Source organism: Bacillus sp. ISL-45 (genome assembly GCF_018613195.1).
In the GTDB taxonomy this organism is placed as follows: Bacteria; Bacillota; Bacilli; order Bacillales; family Cytobacillaceae; genus Mesobacillus.
In genome coordinates this window covers 310,825-329,657 of record NZ_JAGGQQ010000019.1, presented here as the reverse complement: position 1 = coordinate 329,657, position 18,833 = coordinate 310,825, and the positions used below count along the sequence as shown (strand labels likewise).

Annotated in this window: 20 protein-coding genes, 1 pseudogene and 1 riboswitch; of the genes and pseudogenes, 8 read left to right on the top strand and 13 right to left on the bottom strand. The window is 40.5% G+C overall.

Annotated features, from left to right (window positions below):
- Positions 1–153: 153 nt before the first annotated feature.
- Positions 154–263: riboswitch (TPP riboswitch) on the top strand.
- 82 nt (positions 264–345) lie between these two features.
- Positions 346–1,017 carry a thiaminase II gene (tenA, locus tag J7E35_RS20900; protein ID WP_214783527.1) on the top strand — a complete coding sequence of 224 codons (672 nt, stop codon included), beginning with the start codon at positions 346–348 and terminating at the stop codon, positions 1,015–1,017.
- 90 nt (positions 1,018–1,107) lie between these two features.
- Here the strand turns inward: tenA and J7E35_RS20895 are convergent, their stop codons facing one another.
- Positions 1,108–1,920 carry a DUF2935 domain-containing protein gene (locus J7E35_RS20895; RefSeq protein ID WP_214783524.1) on the bottom strand — a complete coding sequence of 271 codons (813 nt, stop codon included), beginning with the start codon at positions 1,918–1,920 and terminating at the stop codon, positions 1,108–1,110.
- A gap of 138 nt (positions 1,921–2,058) precedes the next feature.
- Here J7E35_RS20895 and J7E35_RS20890 point away from each other — a divergent pair, with 138 nt between their 5' ends.
- Both J7E35_RS20890 and J7E35_RS20885 read left to right on the top strand, forming a co-directional pair.
- On the top strand, positions 2,059–2,538 hold the full coding sequence (locus tag J7E35_RS20890; RefSeq protein WP_214783521.1) for a hypothetical protein: 480 nt from the start codon (positions 2,059–2,061) through the stop codon (positions 2,536–2,538).
- 82 nt (positions 2,539–2,620) lie between these two features.
- Complete coding sequence (locus J7E35_RS20885) at positions 2,621–2,761, top strand: hypothetical protein (RefSeq protein WP_214783696.1); 141 nt, start codon at positions 2,621–2,623, stop codon at positions 2,759–2,761.
- A gap of 361 nt (positions 2,762–3,122) precedes the next feature.
- On the opposite strand, the gene J7E35_RS23630 is transcribed toward J7E35_RS20885, so the two are convergent.
- The 3 genes from J7E35_RS23630 to J7E35_RS20875 form a co-directional block, all read right to left on the bottom strand.
- Positions 3,123–3,251, bottom strand: coding sequence for a hypothetical protein (locus J7E35_RS23630; RefSeq protein WP_285290826.1), 129 nt, complete (start codon positions 3,249–3,251; stop codon positions 3,123–3,125).
- A 370-nt stretch (positions 3,252–3,621) separates the two neighbouring features.
- A complete protein-coding gene (locus tag J7E35_RS20880) occupies positions 3,622–4,788 on the bottom strand; it encodes a TraB/GumN family protein (protein WP_214783518.1) in 1,167 nt (388 codons plus the stop codon).
- 613 nt (positions 4,789–5,401) lie between these two features.
- Positions 5,402–5,959: a YdhK family protein gene (locus J7E35_RS20875; protein WP_214783515.1), complete on the bottom strand. Its 558-nt coding sequence runs from the start codon at positions 5,957–5,959 to the stop codon at positions 5,402–5,404.
- Between the two features lie 321 nt (positions 5,960–6,280).
- On the opposite strand from J7E35_RS20875, the gene J7E35_RS20870 reads away from it, so the two are divergent.
- Both J7E35_RS20870 and J7E35_RS20865 read left to right on the top strand, forming a co-directional pair.
- On the top strand, positions 6,281–8,221 hold the full coding sequence (locus J7E35_RS20870) for an alkaline phosphatase family protein (protein ID WP_214783512.1): 1,941 nt from the start codon (positions 6,281–6,283) through the stop codon (positions 8,219–8,221).
- 122 nt (positions 8,222–8,343) lie between these two features.
- Positions 8,344–8,523 carry an H-type small acid-soluble spore protein gene (locus J7E35_RS20865; protein ID WP_214783509.1) on the top strand — a complete coding sequence of 60 codons (180 nt, stop codon included), beginning with the start codon at positions 8,344–8,346 and terminating at the stop codon, positions 8,521–8,523.
- A gap of 402 nt (positions 8,524–8,925) precedes the next feature.
- Here J7E35_RS20865 and J7E35_RS20860 read toward each other — a convergent pair whose 3' ends face one another.
- The gene (locus tag J7E35_RS20860; protein ID WP_214783506.1) at positions 8,926–9,633 is read right to left on the bottom strand and encodes a DUF4230 domain-containing protein; all 708 of its coding nucleotides are present in this window, start codon (positions 9,631–9,633) and stop codon (positions 8,926–8,928) included.
- A gap of 223 nt (positions 9,634–9,856) precedes the next feature.
- Between J7E35_RS20860 and J7E35_RS20855 the strand changes: the two genes are divergently transcribed.
- On the top strand, positions 9,857–10,639 hold the full coding sequence (locus J7E35_RS20855) for an SDR family oxidoreductase (RefSeq protein ID WP_214783503.1): 783 nt from the start codon (positions 9,857–9,859) through the stop codon (positions 10,637–10,639).
- A 128-nt stretch (positions 10,640–10,767) separates the two neighbouring features.
- On the opposite strand, the gene J7E35_RS20850 is transcribed toward J7E35_RS20855, so the two are convergent.
- From J7E35_RS20850 to J7E35_RS20835, 4 genes are all read right to left on the bottom strand, one after another.
- A complete protein-coding gene (locus J7E35_RS20850) occupies positions 10,768–11,694 on the bottom strand; it encodes a hypothetical protein (RefSeq protein ID WP_214783500.1) in 927 nt (308 codons plus the stop codon).
- A gap of 11 nt (positions 11,695–11,705) precedes the next feature.
- On the bottom strand, positions 11,706–12,281 hold the full coding sequence (locus J7E35_RS20845; protein ID WP_214783497.1) for a GNAT family N-acetyltransferase: 576 nt from the start codon (positions 12,279–12,281) through the stop codon (positions 11,706–11,708).
- Between the two features lie 13 nt (positions 12,282–12,294).
- Complete coding sequence (locus J7E35_RS20840) at positions 12,295–12,852, bottom strand: GNAT family N-acetyltransferase (protein WP_214783494.1); 558 nt, start codon at positions 12,850–12,852, stop codon at positions 12,295–12,297.
- 286 nt (positions 12,853–13,138) lie between these two features.
- Positions 13,139–14,572, bottom strand: a complete 1,434-nt coding sequence (locus J7E35_RS20835; RefSeq protein WP_214783491.1) for a glycoside hydrolase family 1 protein — start codon at positions 14,570–14,572, stop codon at positions 13,139–13,141.
- A gap of 330 nt (positions 14,573–14,902) precedes the next feature.
- Here J7E35_RS20835 and J7E35_RS20830 point away from each other — a divergent pair, with 330 nt between their 5' ends.
- Positions 14,903–15,118, top strand: coding sequence for a hypothetical protein (locus J7E35_RS20830; protein WP_214783488.1), 216 nt, complete (start codon positions 14,903–14,905; stop codon positions 15,116–15,118).
- A gap of 78 nt (positions 15,119–15,196) precedes the next feature.
- Here the strand turns inward: J7E35_RS20830 and J7E35_RS20825 are convergent, their stop codons facing one another.
- From J7E35_RS20825 to J7E35_RS20810, 4 genes and pseudogenes are all read right to left on the bottom strand, one after another.
- Positions 15,197–15,415 carry a hypothetical protein gene (locus tag J7E35_RS20825; protein ID WP_214783485.1) on the bottom strand — a complete coding sequence of 73 codons (219 nt, stop codon included), beginning with the start codon at positions 15,413–15,415 and terminating at the stop codon, positions 15,197–15,199.
- Positions 15,416–15,551: 136 nt separating this feature from the next.
- A complete protein-coding gene (locus J7E35_RS20820; RefSeq protein WP_251041137.1) occupies positions 15,552–15,926 on the bottom strand; it encodes a VOC family protein in 375 nt (124 codons plus the stop codon).
- 20 nt (positions 15,927–15,946) lie between these two features.
- Positions 15,947–16,728 (bottom strand): annotated as a pseudogene (locus J7E35_RS20815) (DUF4240 domain-containing protein).
- A gap of 63 nt (positions 16,729–16,791) precedes the next feature.
- Positions 16,792–17,334, bottom strand: coding sequence for an HD domain-containing protein (locus J7E35_RS20810; RefSeq protein ID WP_214783482.1), 543 nt, complete (start codon positions 17,332–17,334; stop codon positions 16,792–16,794).
- Positions 17,335–17,475: 141 nt separating this feature from the next.
- Here J7E35_RS20810 and J7E35_RS20805 point away from each other — a divergent pair, with 141 nt between their 5' ends.
- Entirely contained in the window at positions 17,476–18,783 is a 1,308-nt protein-coding gene (locus J7E35_RS20805) for an alkaline phosphatase family protein (protein WP_214783479.1), read from the top strand.
- The last annotated feature ends 50 nt before the right edge of the window (positions 18,784–18,833 follow it).

Sequence of the window (18,833 nt, the reverse complement as noted above, 5' to 3'; positions counted from 1 at the left end):
ATATGTAATTTTTATATTAACAGAATTTACAAATAAATGTCACATAATGTTCACAATTAGCACCAAATTTTTTCACAATTGATTTCTCCACTAATTGCTTGACTCTTAAACAGCGATGCGTTTATGATTACAGATGAAATATAAATAACCGTATTTTACCACTAGGGGTGCCTTTGATTTAAGGCTGAGATTAAAGTGAGACTTTAAGACCCTTGGAACCTGATCTGGTTTATACCAGCGTAGGAAAGTGGACTTTGGGACATTTTTTTGTTGTGCCAATACAACCACTTTCAGCTGAAAGTGGTTTTTTTTATTGGGCTAAATAGGAAGAGGAGGAGCTTTTTAATGAAGAGTTTTACTGATGAGTTAAAGAAACAGGCTGAGCCAATCTGGCGGGCAAATTTTGATCACCCATTTGTACAGGGAATTGCCAATGGTAATTTAGCATTGGAATCCTTTCGCTATTATGTTTTACAGGATTCCTATTATCTTTCCCATTTTGCCAGGATTCAGGCAATCGGTGCGTCGAGAGCAGCTGATTTGTTCACCACTTCGAGAATGGCAGCCCATTCGATGGGAACATATGAGGCTGAACTTGGCTTGCATGAAAATTTTCTACAGCAACTGGAAGTAACAAAACAAGAATTAGCGGAGTTTAACCCCTCTCCTACTGCCTATGCTTACACTTCCCATCTTTATCGGGTTGCTGCTTCCGGAAGCCTGGCTGAAATTATCGCAGCCATCCTGCCATGCTACTGGATTTACCATGACATTGGACAATTGCTTAAGGGGTCCACGCCCAATGTCCAAATTTATCAGGAATGGATTCAAGCATATGGAGGAGAATGGTTCAGTGAATTGGTAAATGAGCAGCTTAGCAGACTTGATCAACTGGCAATGGAAGCGCCAAGTATGGAAAAAGAAAAAATGAAACAGCATTTTATCATCAGCAGCCAGTATGAATTCATGTTTTGGGACATGGCCTACAATCAAGAAACCTGGCCTGTTGGATTGTAAAAAACGAACATCAAAAACAACGGGATTCTTCCCGTTGTTTTTGATTCACTGTGCAACCAGCCGGACTCACTTCATTCTTTTGTATTATGCCTAAAACGACGGCTTCGACAAGGAGCATTTACCCACTTCTGCCTGCAGCCTTGGTTCATAGTAGCTTAAACTGGCAAGAAAGTAACAGGTTTCTGGAAAGTGATGCTCCAGAAAGCGGAGATTTGATTTATTCAAAAGTGTATTGCCCTTGTACTTCTCCACCATATTTCTAATAAATTGATTCATTTCCAGCGTCGTCTTTCCTACTTCATAGATGAATGCCTGCTGGCGGGCAAAGCCGGGCTGTTTTACCCGCAGATAATTCTTTAAATGGTGATTTTGCACAATGTATAGCTGGAATCTTCGCTTGTACTCCTGTGCTGCTGTATTTGCTCCAACTTCAATCGGATCGAGCAGATTTTCAAAAAGTACTGCGTGTCCAAGTTGATCTTCAAGCCAAAGATCCATAATCTCTGTTACTGACAACCGAACTGGTTCCTGGCCTTGTACCAGATAGCTCAATATCCGTAAATATTCCTGATTTTCACTTAGTGTACCGTTTAAATAGGTTGGTGAAAGGCTAAGGTTAACTTTGTTATCTATCCGCGATGACTGCAGTGTACCTTCAAAATCATAATAACTTTTAGCTATCTGCCATGCTCTTCTTGAAAAATCAATCATTTGTCTGTCCTCGTAGCCAGCATGACGAGGAATCGATTGTAACTCGCCTAAAAGTTCGTCATATAACCGTATAAATTGCCTAGCGATTTCAACATACTCCGACTCATTAGGAGACAAACCGTCCCTGACAAAATAAGCGTGATCTTGCAGCATTTCCAGCCAAAATGAATGTTCATCCCAAAGAGAAATCATCTCTTTCCCCCTCCTTTTCCTTCTTATACTTACTGTTCAAAAGAGTAAGAAATGATGATCGAAAGAAAATTTTAATATCACTCATCTTTTATCCTGTTGTGGAGATACTAAAAAAATCAATTCCAAAAGGAGTTGCTTATGAAGAATCTTAAACTTTACATATTTTTAATGGCAGTCCTGCCCTGGCTTTCGCTGCCTCTTCTTGGTAAACAAACTTTCAGGAAGTTCCTGCCCGGTACGTTGTTCATGGGAATTTACCTAATGTTTGAAGGAAGACTGGCTGAAAGAAGAAAATGGTGGTGGTTTCCATTTAAAATTAAACCAAATGTTTTAGGTGAAATGCCCTTAATTTGGGGGCCATTTTTTATAGGCTCCTTCTGGATCATGAAATACACCTATAAAAAGTTCAATCTTTATCTATTGGTCAATATCCTGATTGACTCTCTATTTACCTATTATGGGCTGAACATCTTCAAGAAATTTGGCTATGTCACATTGGTACGGTTAACAAAATTCCAACTATCGATAGTGTTTTTATTCAAAACCCTAGTTTTATATGGATTCCAGGTTTTTTATGACAAAGTAATACGGGGACAATCAGATATCACCAATCAATAATTCTTTTTTAAATGAACATAATAATAAGGCTTTAAAAGATACATCGAAAGAAAGTGAGCTGAAAAGAATGGCGAGACAAGGTATGAGTAACAAAGACCAAACAAGAGAACAAATTGAAAAGCATGATAAAAGAAATGATATCGAACTGGGCGCAGAGTTCCAGGTCGGAAATACGAAATCGCAGAGCCAGAAAAAAAGCGGCAGACAAGTGAATAAAAAGTAAAGAAAAGACGCCCAGAAGATCCGGGCGTCTTTTCTTCATAATAAAGTTTCTTCCTTCATAAAATTTCTAATAAACCTTTTTTAATTTTGTTCCTAATTTAAGTTTTACAGGGGCAGTCACCGGGAACGAAGGTAATAAGAATGAATGAAGGAGGTGCTGAAGGTGAGTTTGTTGTACAGCAAGGCAATGGAAGCTTTTAAAAAGGATGCAAAACGACAGATTGAATTCGAAAAGAACTCGAGAAAAAAGACGAAAAAGTAAGCCGTCATTAAAGTTGTACATTCACCTTCTAGTCATCCCACATTTGAGGATGATTTTTTTTTGGTCCGTTACACAGATGGGTTGCACTTTTACATAGTGTTTAGCCTTTTATATTCGCATTTCCAATAACCCAGAGGATCAAGCTGATGATTGCTGTAAAAACGATCGTTGAAAACATTAAGAGGATTGGGATTTCACCTATATGAAAAGCGTTATTAGTTAGAAACATGTTGTTAAAGTAAGCAAAAAACAGAATACCTACTATGTATAGGAAATGAATTAAGATTGAAATAGACAGAGCTGGTTTTAAAACGTTCACAGTATCACTCCATTGTAAAATCTTTCCCTATTCTTATTCCATTTTATGTAACAGAATTCCTCTTTTTTCCACAAGTTCCTTCTCGTTTTCTTGCGTTTATGAAAAAAGCTTTTTGGCATTTATTGTTGCTTCAGTACAAGACGCCGCTCCTGGTTTATGAAAGCTGCTGAAGCTCTTTTCGAGAAGACTTTTGAGCAAAAATGCGTATACTGTGAATGCGACAAATTTTTCGAAAAGAACCATAAAAAAAGAACGAAATCAACAGATTTCGTTCATATCTTTATAAGTTCTCGATAAAGACCCTGATCACGTCAGCGCCGCCAATAAAGGTTCCTAGGGAGCTTCCCAGGTTGGCAAGTACGACAATCAGCAAGATCCGGCTGACTTTGTTCCGCCAGAATCCTTTTAAACTAAAAACATCCTCAGAAAGTGTCTCAAAGTCCTTTACACTCGGCCTGCGGATATAAGCCTGTGCCAATCCGGCGAACCAGCCAGCGGCAAGCAAGGGATTCAATGAAGTAATTGGGGCTGCTATAAATGCAGTTAAAATGGTCAATGGATGCCCCATTGCGATGGCAGCTCCCAGGGCGGAAAGGCTGCCATTCCATAAGATCCAGCTGACAGTTTGGGCGAAACCAGCAGTTGGGTTAGCCACAAACGTATAGACGATAATAGCCAGGATCAAGATTGGAATGCTCCAGCCAATGACTTTTGGCCAATTGGATTTCGGCGGGATTTCCCTTAGTTTTTTCAAATCATGATCTTTTTTAAGCTCTTCTATGATTCCCGGTACGTGTGCCGCTCCCAGGACAGCGACGATTTTTTCTCCAGGTGCTTCCTTGATTTTCTGAGCTAAATATTGGTCACGCTCGTCAATCAATGGCTTCTTCAAACGAGGAAATGTCTCAGTGAATTCATTAAGCATTGCGTTGATTGTATCCTGTTCCTTCAGCTTTTCCAGTTCTTCCTCCGAGATGCTGTCCTTGCTGAAAATGCTCGTAATGATTTGGCTTAGCAGTATTGCCTTGCCTTTCAAGCCAAGGTTTCCCCAAATCCGTGAAAAAGTAATCTGGATGTTTCGGTCTGCAAGCACAAGGTTTGCTCCCACTTCCTTCGCGGAATCAATGCCCTGGATCATCTCCTGTCCTGCTTTGATGCCAAGCTCTTTCGCCATGCGGTTTTGGAATGATGAAATAGCAAGATTCATTAATAATAAAGAAGCTCGCTTTTCTTTGATGACCTGAATGATATCCATCTCCTGCCACTTTGAACCTTCGGTAATCGTCTGGTAGCGCTGCTCGTCCAATTCGACACAGACAGAATCCGGCCTCTCAGCTTCAATTACCTCCTTCACCTGCTCAGCACTATGCTTTGAAACATGTGCAGTTCCAATCAGTATGTATTCCTTGCCATTCATTTCTATTCTCGTGATATTTTCCTCGACCATAGATACCTTCCTTTTAAAAGACCCGTGCAAGCCAGCTTTATGTATTATCAATACAAAAACACAGTTTATGATTCATTTTAACATTATAACATGAACAATAGTCTGAAATATAAAGATTATTTTATCACTTACATGATTAATGACTGTTACTCAAGAGTGGTGAAGCTCAATCAAAACTAAAAAGAAGGCTGTTATCGTAAAGATTGTTGTTTAATCCTAAAGCCGATTTTAAAGTGATATAAAGCTAATTAGTAGGTCAGTATTAAGTTTGCATGCTATTTGAGCCAACTTTGCAATGAAACATAGTTCATTCAATAGTATTTTGCGGTCATTAGCAACAAAGTTTGAGAAAGAGCCTAAAACATAGAAAAACCGCACAGAAGATAACATCGACTACTGTACGGTCATGATTTTCATTTATTTTGAATAGCTAGTTTTCATTGAGGATGATTTCCTGTTATTCATCATTTTTTTTACAATTGGATATAGAACAGGTCCCCATTTAAGCGCCGTCTTGATTAATTTCTTCATGCGTCATCCCTCCTCTTGTCTTAGTACTTATATACCCTGACTTAAAAGGGACAATCCTGCATGATTTTGGTAATCTTCGATATTAGTTAGCAGGAGCAAGTTCATCTTCGGTTACCCACTGATGGTTCGTTACTTTTTCAGAGCCATCTGTTGGCGTGAAATCGACCATGTATACTGTCATTTCTTCAGCTGAATCAATGACCGCTTTTGCCCCTCGCATTCCTTCCATATGATCGGTATTGATTGTAGTTTCATCACCCGGCTTCAATGGTTCGTCTCCTGCATCAAGCAGCTCTTCATGGATGACCCACTTATGCTGTTCTACACGATCTCCGCCGTTCGTCGGATCATAAGACAGGGAATAGACGACAGTATCATATGCTCCGACTATAGTCGCTTTCGCTCCATCCATGCCTGGCATATGGTCATCCTTAATGATTACCTGACTGCCGACTTCGTATGTTGGATCAGCGGCTTCCTCTAGACCTTCGGGTAACTCACCCGATCCAGAGTGCTCCATATTTGCATGGCTGTTGTGATCTTCCTTGCTGGATTTCTCTTCTTCACCAGCACAAGCTGTTAATAATAATGCAGTGGTAATGGATAACAATGCCATTACAAGTCTCCGATTCAGATTCATTTTGCTTACCCTCCCTGCTTAATAAAAGCATTTTCCGCAATCATTGCTGCTTCCAAATTTCACGAGTGTTATTGTAATTCAAGTAAATGTCTCCTGGAAAAGAACTCCGATACCTCAATTACTTCGGAAAAGAGCAGATGTTGGTAAAGCAGCAATCTATGCAAAAACAGCTTATATTAAGTTTTATATCATGAATTTATGCAGATTTTATCGAGCAGCTATCTGAAGATTGCCTGAGAGCTGAATAACCAATTTTTTAATAGTTTTAATCACCTTAAAAATAGGTAAATGCCTGTTATAACATCAAATCAGGGAGAGTTTATGACTACAAGATTTTTTAAAGCAATCATTCTATTATTTATAACTTTTTTAACCATCAATGTACCACTGGCAATTGCAGCCGGTGATCGACAGGTCATTCTTATTTCTTTTGACGGCATGCGCAATGACCTCACACGGAGTTTCATAAAAGACGGCAAACTGCCTAATATAGAAAATGTTATCGAAAAAGGAACAATGGCCAAATATGCCAAGACGGTTAGCCCTTCCCTTACTGCCCCATCACACGCAGCTATTGCGACTGGCGCAACTCCGCTGCAAACATCAATTGTCAGCAATGCATGGCAACAGAAAGATGCGGCATTGACAAACCAGAAAAATGCCTTTTTAAGTGAATTTGAGGTAGACCCACTATGGGTCACAGCCCGGAAGCAGGGAAAAACAACTGCAGCAGTTGCGTTTGCCGGGGCAAATCCTTCCATTGGAAAGCAGGCGGACTACACGATTTATTATGGAGATACTTGGTCCCCCAGCAAACAGGAAAAACTCAAATTCTCTGAAGCATCAGGATGGAACAACTCTCCGTCAAGCTTTAGCCCATTGAAGGAAACATCTTTCATGATTCAAGTCGAGGACAGTAAAAACAAGAAAATTCATGTTTTGGCATATGATTCAACCAACGACCAGGAAAAAAATTACGACAAATTTATAGTTACAAGTAATAAAACAATTGATCATAAAGGAGTAAGTGCTAAAGAATGGGGCTCAGTCAGCCTGCAGGTAAAGGAAAGCAAGACAGCAGGTTTCTGGTTCAAATTCACATCTGCAGACCCAGGATTAGCTAAGGATGCTGTGATGTACCGTTCAGAGGTGACGTCAGGCCTAATTGATGGACCTCAAGGATTTGCGGACTTAATTAGGAACAAATTCGGTTTTTTTCCGCCTCAGGATGATGATATTGCATTAGAAAAAGGCTGGATTTCCAGGAAGGAATATGAAGAAATTTCCGAGAGATTCGTCAATTGGGTAACAGATGTATCACTCTTCATCAAAAATGAATATCAGCCAGATTTGATGATGTTCTATGCACCTCAAATTGACCATCAGGAGCACAAGTATCTCCTTACAGACCCGAGACAACCTGATTATTCACCTGAAAAATCAAGAAAGTACATGGAATATATTGAATGGTCATATAAGGTTGCGGACAAGGTTGTCGGCAAGACCGTAAATTCCCTCGATGGGAATGACCATCTCCTCATTGTTTCTGACCATGGCATGGAACCGGCGCACTCAGCATTAGAGCCCAATAAAGTTTTAAAAGACAATGGCCTTCTTGTGTTGGATTCTGATGGAAAGATTGATCTTAAAAGATCAAAAGCAATTGCCGTTCCAAGTGGTTCGGCAGCTCACGTATACATCAACTTAAAATCGAGAGAAAAGCATGGAATAGTTCCAGAAGATAATTATGAACAGGTGCGTAACGAAATTATCCAGGCCTTCAAAGGAATCAGGGTGAACAGGAATGAAAACGGTCCTGTCATCAAGCATCAACTCAGAGAAATATGGAACAGCACAGTGAATTTGTCGTTTACCGGTGTAAAGGAAAATACAAAGGAGTTAATTGGATATCTAACAAACGCTAATGTCCACCCCTATCAGGATATAAAGAAAATATCTCATCGTAAAAAGTCAAAGGAGCGAAATGCCGGAGATGTTTTATTAATGGCTGCACCCGGGTATATAATGGGCCAGGGTGAATCGCATATCGTAAAACCAACTCCTGAGTTTGGCACCCATGGCGGCAACCCAAATCGCGAGAAACTGAGAGCAGTTTTTATGGCTACGGGACCTGAAATCCCTAATGGTAAACAAATAGATCCAGTCTCCAATCTCGATATAGCTCCCACTATTTATGAGCTTCTTGGATTGCAGATTCCCTCTTACGTTGAAGGAAAGAAGATTAAAGACCTAACTGAATAATTAGCAAAAGCGAGCCAACATCATCAGCTTGGTTCGCTTTTTTGATTTCTTTTTCAACAAACACGTCCATCATACATACCGAATCATCTCAATGGATATTTTAAATATGAGGTGAGAGAAATATGGACTTACAACGTGTGAAGGAAATATTAGCTGCGGAAAATGAAATTCCTGTCCATTACCACGGAGTGCCAATCTGGATTGAAAGCATCGATACTACTTCGAGCATGGCAGTCATTTCGTCAAGAGGAACTCATGAAGAAAGACAGCTTGTCTCTATTGACGGTTTGGATGAAAACTAGGCTCTCGCATCGAGAGCCAAATAATCCAGGCCTGCGCCTGGATTTATTTTAAAATGCCCAATCACCCAGGGGAGTCATCCTCCTGTCCTGCTTGCAGCTCTCGCATACATGAAGCCTCACAGGTTGGAAAAGCTTTTCTTCTTTGTTCTCTGAAACATCTTTCCGTCCACAAACCTCGCAAATTCTCATCCATTTCACCTCATTTTTTCTTTTGTCAAATGGCTAAGTTCTGTAGCGACTCGCTAACCAGTCCTAATATAACCCAACACTTGGGTTTAATAATAATATTTGCAAGATGGCTGAAAATATTAAGGAAGAACAATATTTTTTAGAAGGATGGTCTAAACCGCTCTTAATTGCGTTTTCGGTTTTGCACTATTACAGGTTAACATAATATTATTATCATCTATTTATAGTGACCTTGTATCCCAAATGTCCAAAAAACTCCTTTAATACGGTTTCAGCATTTTTATCAGCTTTTTGTAAAATTCCTGCATCTATTGCTTCTTGCTTAATTTCTTCCTGGGCTATTGCTGCCAAATTGAATCCTTGATCCCACTCTATTTTCCCACGGAAAATTCCTTCATCCGAAAAGGTCCTGACCTCGTCCATCTTTACTGATGGCTCTTGTATGAATTTTGCCTGAGGCAGTACAATCTCTACTACCTTTTTCTCTTCATCTACTTTTAAGTCATCTTGATCGATTCCCTGCAAATCAACACCCGCGGTCACGGTTGCTGGAACGATCAAAAGCATTTCACGCTTTGTCCCAGGTATATTAAAGTGGATTTTCTCCCCGAATAACTCATTATCCTCCTGCTCAAGGATGACCTTCACATGTGCCTCTGCCGTGGCCAATGTTGCCAATCCGTGAACTTGTTCAATGAATACAGTCGACTCTGCCTTCCCCGTGTTTCCCGAAACATACCATAATCCAGCACCTAAAACTGAAGCTATGAAGAGTAAAATAATTAGACTCCTGCTAAATATACTAAGCTTTGTTGGTCTCACTGAATGTGCCCCCAGAGAGGCCGACCTTTCCTCTCTCCCCGTCTTTAATTCAGTCAATAGTTCATCAATCTTATTAATGATTTTTTCCTGCTTGTCCATTTATGTTCCAACCTCCTGCACCAATAAAATTACAAATAACCCTTTCATTCGACATATCCTTGTGAAAAAAAATCCTCCATGGATTAAGGAGGCATAGTATTTAATACGTACTTGTTTGGAAAAAGTTTCATAGAATGCTAGTTTGATAGCTCCCACAGTTTTATTTTTCAATAAATGGGGCATAGTTAAAAATATCCGCATCACCAAGAAGGAGGCAGCAATAATGAGCCAATTAGATGGGAAGGTCGCTTTTATAACAGGTGCAAGCTCCGGAATTGGAAAAGCAGCAGCGATTAAACTGGCCAAGGAGGGTGCAAAAGTAGCGTTGATTGATGTGAAGGAAGAAAACGCCAGGGACGTTAAGGAGTCAATTGAAGAGGCTGGCGGGAACGCGCAAATCGTTGAATGTGATATTGCAAACCCAGAAGAAATGGAAAGAAGCTATCAAAAGGTTGTGGATACCTGGGGGAAAGTAGATATTGTCTTTGCCAACGCAGGCATCAATGGAGTCATTGCGCCAATTGAAGACCTGGCTCCAGAGGATTGGGACGAAACGATCAACACGAACCTCAAGGGAACCTTTCTTACCGTAAAATATGCGATCCCCCATATGAAAAAGCATGGCGGCAGCGTCATTATCACGAGTTCTATTAACGGAAACAGGATCTATAAGAATTTCGGTATGTCTGCCTACAGTACTTCGAAAATCGGGCAGACAGGATTCGGAAAAATGGCGGCACTCGAGCTATCCCAGTTCAAAATCCGGGTCAATATCATCTGCCCGGGCGCAATCGAAACCAACATAGGCAAAAACACCTTCCCGCAAGAGGATGATCTCGAAAAAATTAAAATCCCAGTTGAATATCCGGAGGGCAATCAACCATTGGAGGAACACGCCGGAAAGCCAGAACAGGTAGCAGACCTCGTCTTCTTTCTCGCTTCCGACCTGTCTTCGCATATTACCGGGACAGAAGTCTATATAGATGGAGCGGAATCGCTTTTATAAAGGGCAGCTTTAAAAATGCTCAAGCACCTTGCCTGAGCATTTAATAGAAACATTTATGGACATTTATTGGTCTTACTGTAACCTGGTCATATAATACTCTGAATCAAAAATGGCCCACTTCAAATAAATCATTCAGCGATTTCCCTCTTTTGAAAAGTCAATAACGCCGGGGCTGAAGAAAAAGGAAAGAACTTTAACATCTCTTTGGCAAAATGATCTGTAGAATCTATTTCTGCTTCGATAAAATCTACATCATTTTCTGCTGCGAAATTCACTTGAAGCGCTGTCAGCATTAACATAACTCTGACATCCGTGTAATTCCTTGTGCCTCTCCATCCGAATTCAAACATATTAGGTGTTTCTGAAGAATGTAGTAACGAATAAGCGACCAGTTCATTGTCCTTTAAAGCAATATAACTGCCCTTTAGATTGGTTCCTTCGTTAAAAATTAACTTTTCCCATTCAACTAAATCGTGTTCTCCAACAGGATTCTTAGCGTGAACCCGGCTGTAGTTCTCCTTAACAAGGCTTATTAGCTTTAGTTTTAGTAGCTCATTATCTTTAATACTATAAAGATCTTTTATAGTAAGGTTATGTGCCGCAATATCCGGAAAAACCTGGTTAATTTCAATTTTCGAGCTTGTTAGCACAGGCATATAGGTTCTTCTGATTTCGTCAAATTCATTGTCTTCATAGAAGGTCTTAAGCCGATATGAAGTCTCCCAAATTAATGTTTGCAGTGGAAACCTTATTCCCGATGTCTTATATAATGACTGTAGTAATAAAGCTTCTACTTTATTATCCAAGAAAGGATTTGAGACCACAGAGAAGTATGTACAATATGGGTGAAATTCTGATGTCCAAGATGTTAGTATTCCGACTAACGTTCCTTCCTCATAAGCCTCATATGTATAATAATTATTCTTGCTTTTAACTCCTCTTAGAATTTGGTTTTGAGTGAATGCATCATTTCCAGCCCATTTTGATAAAAAACCTTTTAGGAAATCCATATCAGGGGATTTATTGTGCTTAATCAAATATTCTTTCATAGCCATCATGTCATGCATCACCAGTCATAAGTTTTTATTTTAGAAGGTCCCGATCCATTAGATATTTGGTTTTTTTCAATCAACCAACAATCACGCAGCTCCCCTTCATGAAATTCGTGATCAGGCAGAAGTTTAACTTTTTTGAAGCCGCACTTTTCATAACATTTTATTGCTCGCACATTCCACACTTGAGGATCCATCACTATTTTGTCGGCTTTCATCTGGTTTAAAAGAAATTCTATCATGGAAGAAACCAGTAAAGTGCCAATTCCCTTATTCCAATAGTCAATTTCACCGATAAACTGGTCAGTTCCAAAAATTCTTCCCGTCTCATAACCATACTTTTTCTTAGTGTCCTCATCCAATTCATAATATTGTATGAAGCCAATTGCTATACCTTCATACTCAACTATGCATTTAACTTCATCGTCTTCCGAAGCGTAAAAAACCTTTACGACTTTATCTAAATCGAAAGGATTATCTCTTCCTTCATAGTATTCAAGAACCTCAGGAGTAGAAAGCCAATTTGCTAATAGGTGTTTGTCTTGTTCTTTTAACATGCGTACTATTAAACTGCCGTTTTGAAATAGCATGTTCCCCCCCCACTTAAGACCTGGATTTAATCTCGGCCCACTCTTCTGCCAAAATGCCAAAAACAACATGATCTACATAGTGATCATATAACCATTCGGCTTGCCTGATCCTGCCTTCTTCCACAAACCCCAATCTTTCAGGAATCCCTCTGCTCTTTTTATTTTCCTCTGCCGCTCTGATTTCCACTTTGTTCAATTTCAGGTGATTAAAGGCATAATCAGTCAATGCTCTAGCAACCCTGGTCATGATTCCTTTGCCCTGGTATTCAGGACCGAGCCAATATCCGATGTAAGCAGTTTTGTTTGACCAGTTGATGCTGTTAAAGCCTGCAGTTCCGACTATTTCTCCCTCGAATAAAATAACGGTCGTCATGCTTTTATTTTCTGCGTATCCTTTCATCGTGCCTTTTAAAAATTCTCTCGTATCTTCAACGTCCGTTGTAAAATCAAGCCAGGGGAGCCACTCTTTCAAGTAATCCCGAGCTTTTTCGGTGAGTTCAAAGAGTCGTTCTGCATCTGATACCTCGGTAAGCTTCAATGATAACTGCTCATCGATTTTATATAAGAACATAAGTATTCCTCCTTAATTTTTCTCCAAACAAAAGAGATTCTTTGTTTCCATCCAGACTTACACCTAGTATTTGAAGAATCTGGTGTGCTATGCTGCAATTCTATTAGCGATCACAGCCAATGTAATAACATTTACGTGATTTACCTTTTTTTCGACGATTCTCCTCTATTGATAAGTTTATAACAGGGTAATATTCGACAAAATCCTCAATTTCCCTTTTATTGTTAAAGTATTTTTTTCAATAAAAAAGAGCTGCCGCCCTAGCCGGTAGCTCTTCAAAAGCCTCTTACAGCTTTTTCCCGTTGGTTTCAATCACTTCTTTATACCAGTAAAATGACTTTTTCTTTTTCCGTTCTAATGTTCCGCTGCCATCGTCATGCTTGTCCACATAAATATATCCGTACCTTTTTGAAAACTCGCCTGTTGACATGCTGACCATATCGATACATCCCCAGCTTGTATACCCCATCAAATCGACTCCATCTTCAATCGCTTCGCCCATTGCTTTAACATGCTCGCGAAGATAGTCAATTCGGTAATCATCGTTTATCCTGCCATCATCGTCGAGTTGGTCATAGGCTCCCAGGCCATTTTCGACGACAAATAGAGGAATCTGATAACGATCATATAGTTTGTTCAGGCTGATACGCAAGCCAACCGGGTCGATTTCCCAGCCCCAGTCGCTTACATCAAGGAATGGGTTCCGCACTCCGCCAATGATATTTCCTTCTGAGGCATCCTCATCTGCCTTCTCCTTTTTCTCGGTACGTGACATATAGTAGCTGAATCCAACATAATCCACGGTACCATCCTTCAATAACTCAAGGTCACCTTCTTCGGTCTCTAATTGGATATTGTGTTCTTTAAAGTATCGATTCATGAAGGAAGGATACTCCCCGCGCACCTGGACATCACCGCAATAATAATTGAAAAGCTGCTCTTCTTTAAGTGCATGCAGGACGTTTTCCGGATTGCTGTCAAATGAGTAAACAGGGGCGAAAAGAATCATACAGCCGATTTGCGAGCCGGGAATGATCTCATGGCATGCTTTGACTGCCTTCGCGCTTGCTACTAATTGGTGGTGGTACGCCTGGAAAGTTGGCTGGTATCGATCTTCATCCCTTTCAATCGAAAAACCAAGGCCGTTAATCGGCATCACCAGAGCACTATTGATTTCATTGAACGTCATCCAGTACTTAACCTTATCTTTATAACGGTTTAAAATAGTTCTGGCATATCTATCAAAGAAAGTGACAGCCTGCCGGTTCCGCCACCCGCCGTACTCTTTCACCAAATGCAGCGGCATTTCATAGTGGGAAATGGTCACCACCGGCTCAATTCCATGCTTGTGCAGTTCATCAAATACACGATCGTAGAAAGCCAGCCCCTCTTCATTTGGCTCGAGTTCATCGCCATTCGGGAAAATCCGCGTCCAGGCAATCGACATCCTGAAAGCCTTGAATCCCATTTCCGCAAACAAAGCAATATCCTCTTTATATCGATGGTAAAAATCGATCGCCTCATGATTCGGATAGTAATGATCAGGCTTGATTTCAAAGTCGAAACCAGGTTTTGTTAAAATATCGTATCTTGCTTTTCCTCCTGGCAGAACATCCGCGACATTCAAGCCTTTGTTCCCTTCTTTATATCCACCTTCAATTTGGTTGGCAGCAGTAGCCCCGCCCCATAGAAAACCTTCCGGGAATTGATATGTTTTCATCATCATAACCTCCTAGTAGTTGTAGCACTTTAAAAGCTTTTCGTCCTCTGCATGTGAACCTGTCACGAATTTGGCTTTTTCTTGACAGCTTTTCACCCTTTGCTAGTGAACCTGTCATAAACCCGGCATATTCATTACAGCATTTCGCCTGTTGACCCTTGCCTGTCTAAATCCATAACAACATCCATCCTTTGTCCTCCCTACAAATCCTTCCCTGATGAACAATAACTCAATCCTACTAAAAATCGTTCTATTAATCAGTTCTAAACCTAGCATCCATCAAATATGTTAGTGATAGGAAAACTAATACTATAGAAAAAGGTGATTTAGATGTTCGTTGTCCACTTTTATGATCACAAAAATGAGGTGCTGAATCAATTGTTACAGCGCGTGCCCGAGGTTGGTGAAAACCTCAAACTAAAGGGTCGTAAAGGAAAAGTTGCGAGTGTAATGGCGGTCGATGAGAAAACATACCATGTGCAGGTCACTTTGGAAGCCAAAGCGAAACCAGGAGCGGCGGCCGATCCAGGTAAAAAGAAAAAATAATTTATGAGAAGTGAAAGTAATATACCATCAAAAAAGGCGAACCACTTTTAAAGTGGGTCGCCTTATGAATTTATATTCTTAATCAGGATTTTTGGTTTTCAGGGTTACAGCCAGTGGCTTCATATCCAAACAGTATTCCAATAATACGATTTTGCCTTCAAGTTCAAGGTGTTTAGCCAGGGCGATTACTTCTTCCCCTTCTTCAGTTGAGGACACCGACGAAATTCTTAAGTTGCCATCACTATTCTGGATTTGCTTAAATAGCTCTTCTTTTGACATTTTTTCTTTCGTCTTCATCTTTATCACCCCTTGTTAGGATTACCTTTCTTTACCCAGGATTGATACAGATAATCCTCGGAAATTATAAACTTTTATAGGAAAATAATCCGTTACTCTCTCGTTGAAGTCCAAACTTTTTGGCCAGTAATACAGATTAGCAGTTACAAATCATCAATACATTGCCATCAGGATCTTTGAAATTGAAATAGGCAAAATCGCCGATTCTCTCAATTTCTTTAGTAATTGATATACCATTAGATTTTAGAAAGGTATAGGCTTCATCAACATCTTCTGCAAGGAAATTAAATAGAACATGATTAGAAGGCTTCAGTTCAAAGCCAGGGTCGAAGGTGTGATCATCGAGGGTTAATCCTGTTTCTGATGTAACAGGAATATTATAAACTGGTGATTCCACCTTTTCCGGATTAAATGGTATCCCCAGAAGGTTTGAATACCATTCAGCAGATTTTCCCAGGTTGCTCACGTGGATAAAAACATTGTTAACTTTATTGTAAATTGGTGAATTCAAAACCAGTCCCCCTTTAAATATTAATACTCTATTGGATTATCTCCATACCTATCCCATAAGGCAGGAAACTTCTTTTTCAAACCTTCTTCATCATCCTCATCCCAGTCGAATTCCATATCAGGAGGAATGGTATTATCTCCAGTCAGTTTTTCATATAGATCATAATATTCATCGTAGTCCAAGCCTGTCTTCTTTTCATACGCAATACTTGCGGCACTCAACAAGTCCTCTAATTGGGGGACATCCTCTTCTTCTTCAAGATGGGGTATGATTTTTTCAGATTATTTATGACTGTTTCGTAAGCCTCTTTGCCCTGGAATAGCAGCCAGGCTCTAAAATAATCAAAGGAATCATCCGATGCCCCTCCCATAATGATATAGGCTGCTGCCCACAAGTCAGAGGTATATGACTTCTGATAGTTCTGATTGAAAATGTAATCGAACATCACAATGTCCTTAACTGGCTTCTTTGCAAGATGGTTTACCAGCCATTCAATCTGTTCCTCAGCGTCTTCACCTTTATGTTTTGCAGTCTGAATAAGTTCCCAGAAAACGGGATCAGACATTGAGCCATCCTTCATGACTTGATCGACTGCATTGGCCGGAATGTACCCTTTTCTCATTTTAGATTTTATCATTTTCTCAGCTTCTTGTTGGCAGGCTTCCTCTGAATGAAAACTTTTTACTTTAACAGCACCTACAGTTCCTATTTTACCGTACGTAATTGTATAACTCTTTCCTGCCACATTTATATTCCAAAATTTATTGGAAGAACCGTCTTTATAAATGAGGGTTGTCTCCATGATTCACACTCCTGACGTCTTGTTTTTGCCCCTGACAAATCCAGCGTACTCTGTTAGCAAGCATCATACGCGTAAAAATAAAAGGTTTATTTCCTTTTCAAGTTCTGCCAACAGAGCAAACTTTGAGGTATAACCAAGGCTTTTCAGCACATTTTTATAATACCATTCCTGTTGCTCTTTCCCACGTTTGAACCTGGTCCATACTTCTTCGCCGGAATGTTCAATGTCCTGGCGGATGGACCTGACATTATGCAATTTATCCGCACAGGCGACAATCCTGATTTCTTCAGGTGCAGTTCTTAAATATTCAATAGTTTGCTCCTTCCGTTCTTCCCAGGATAAAGACTTGTCGGGCTCTGAGCAACCTTCAACGATCTTGGCGACTGCCTTTCCAAAATCACGTTCAATATCCGCCAAAGTTAAATCCGTATCTTCTACCGTGTCATGCAAAACACCAGCGGCTACCATTTCATCGCGGTATCCTGCTTTTTGTAAAATCATGCCCACTGCTGCCGGGTGAGCAATATAGGGTATTTTTGTATTTTTGCGATATTGCCCCTCATGTGCCAAAGAAGCAATTTGCAAGGCTTTGTCGATTAATTCCATCCTCATCTTCCTCCAGTTATCTTGGATACTTAATTACTTCTGGAATAGATCAGTAATTCCTTCCATCGAAAAATGGCAAACCTGATTATTTTTCCCAAATTATTCTGCTATATTTAGTATATAAACCTTTTGGAGGCTGACATGACAAAACTGACAGACCACTTAATCGTCATTTCTTTTGACTGTCTCTCTGAGCATGATGTCCCTTTGCTAAGAGAACTGCCAAATTTTAAGGCATTTATTGAAAATAGTTCTTTCTGTACACAAGTGGAAACCATTTACCCTTCTGTAACCTACCCATGCCATGCGACGATCGTGACCGGGAACTTCCCGAATCGGCACGGTATTGTCAACAATACATTCATCCAGCCTGGCAAAATATCACCTGACTGGTACTGGCACCGGCGTCATGTAAAGGGGACAACCCTTTATGATGAGGCGAAAAAGGCGGGCATGAAAACAGCAGCATTATTATGGCCAGTAACGGCAAAAGCGGATATTGACTACAACATGCCTGAGATTTTCGCCAACCGTCCATGGCATCATCAGATTCCTGTGTCTCTTTCCAATGGAAGTCCTCGTTACCAGCTAGAAATGAACTCCAAATTCGGCCATATCAGAAATGGCCTGAGCCAGCCTGAGCTTGATGATTTCGTTCTGGAAGCAACTGTTGAAACAATCAAAACGAGGAAGCCGGCCCTGATGCTGATCCATTTTGTCGATCTCGATTACCAGCGTCATATCTACGGTTTTTCATCAGAAGAAGCTATGGCCGCCCTTCACCGCCATGATGAGAGACTCGGCCGTATTATGAATGCCCTCAAAGAGGCTGGAATAGCGGAAAACTCCACCGTGGCCATACTTGGGGACCACAGTGCACTTGATGAGTCTAAAGTAGTCAAATTGAACGTATTATTTAGAGACCGAGGACTTATCCAAACCAATGCTTCAGGTAAAGTGACCGACTGGAAAGCCTATTGCAAGAGTTGTGACGGCTCGGCCTATGTATATGTAAAAGATCAGAACGATGATGCTTCCAAAAACGCAGTAACGGATATTTTGGCAGAACTTTTACAGGATGCTGGCAATGGAATAGAAGCAGCCATCACGAGTGTTGAGGCAAACGCAAAAGGAGCTGATGGCTCTGCCTTCAGGATGCTTGAAGCTGCCAGAGGATTTTATTTTAGCGAGGCTATTGACGGTGATTACATCGAGGATGTGACCGAACAGGATGCCAGGTCGAAAAAGTACACCTTTGCCTGCCATGGATATTCTCCTGAGAAACAGGGTTATCATACCGTTTTCTTCGCTGCTGGAAAAGGTATTCGCCCAGGGATTTCAGTCAAATCAATGCACCTCACAGACGAAGGCCCGACTTTTGCCCGCCTGCTCGGACTCGACCTGGGTGATACAGATGGGTCCATTATCGAAGGGATTTTGGATATTTAGCACTAGGAAAGAAGGTCTTTTGAGGAGTTGAATAGAAGTATATTACCAGT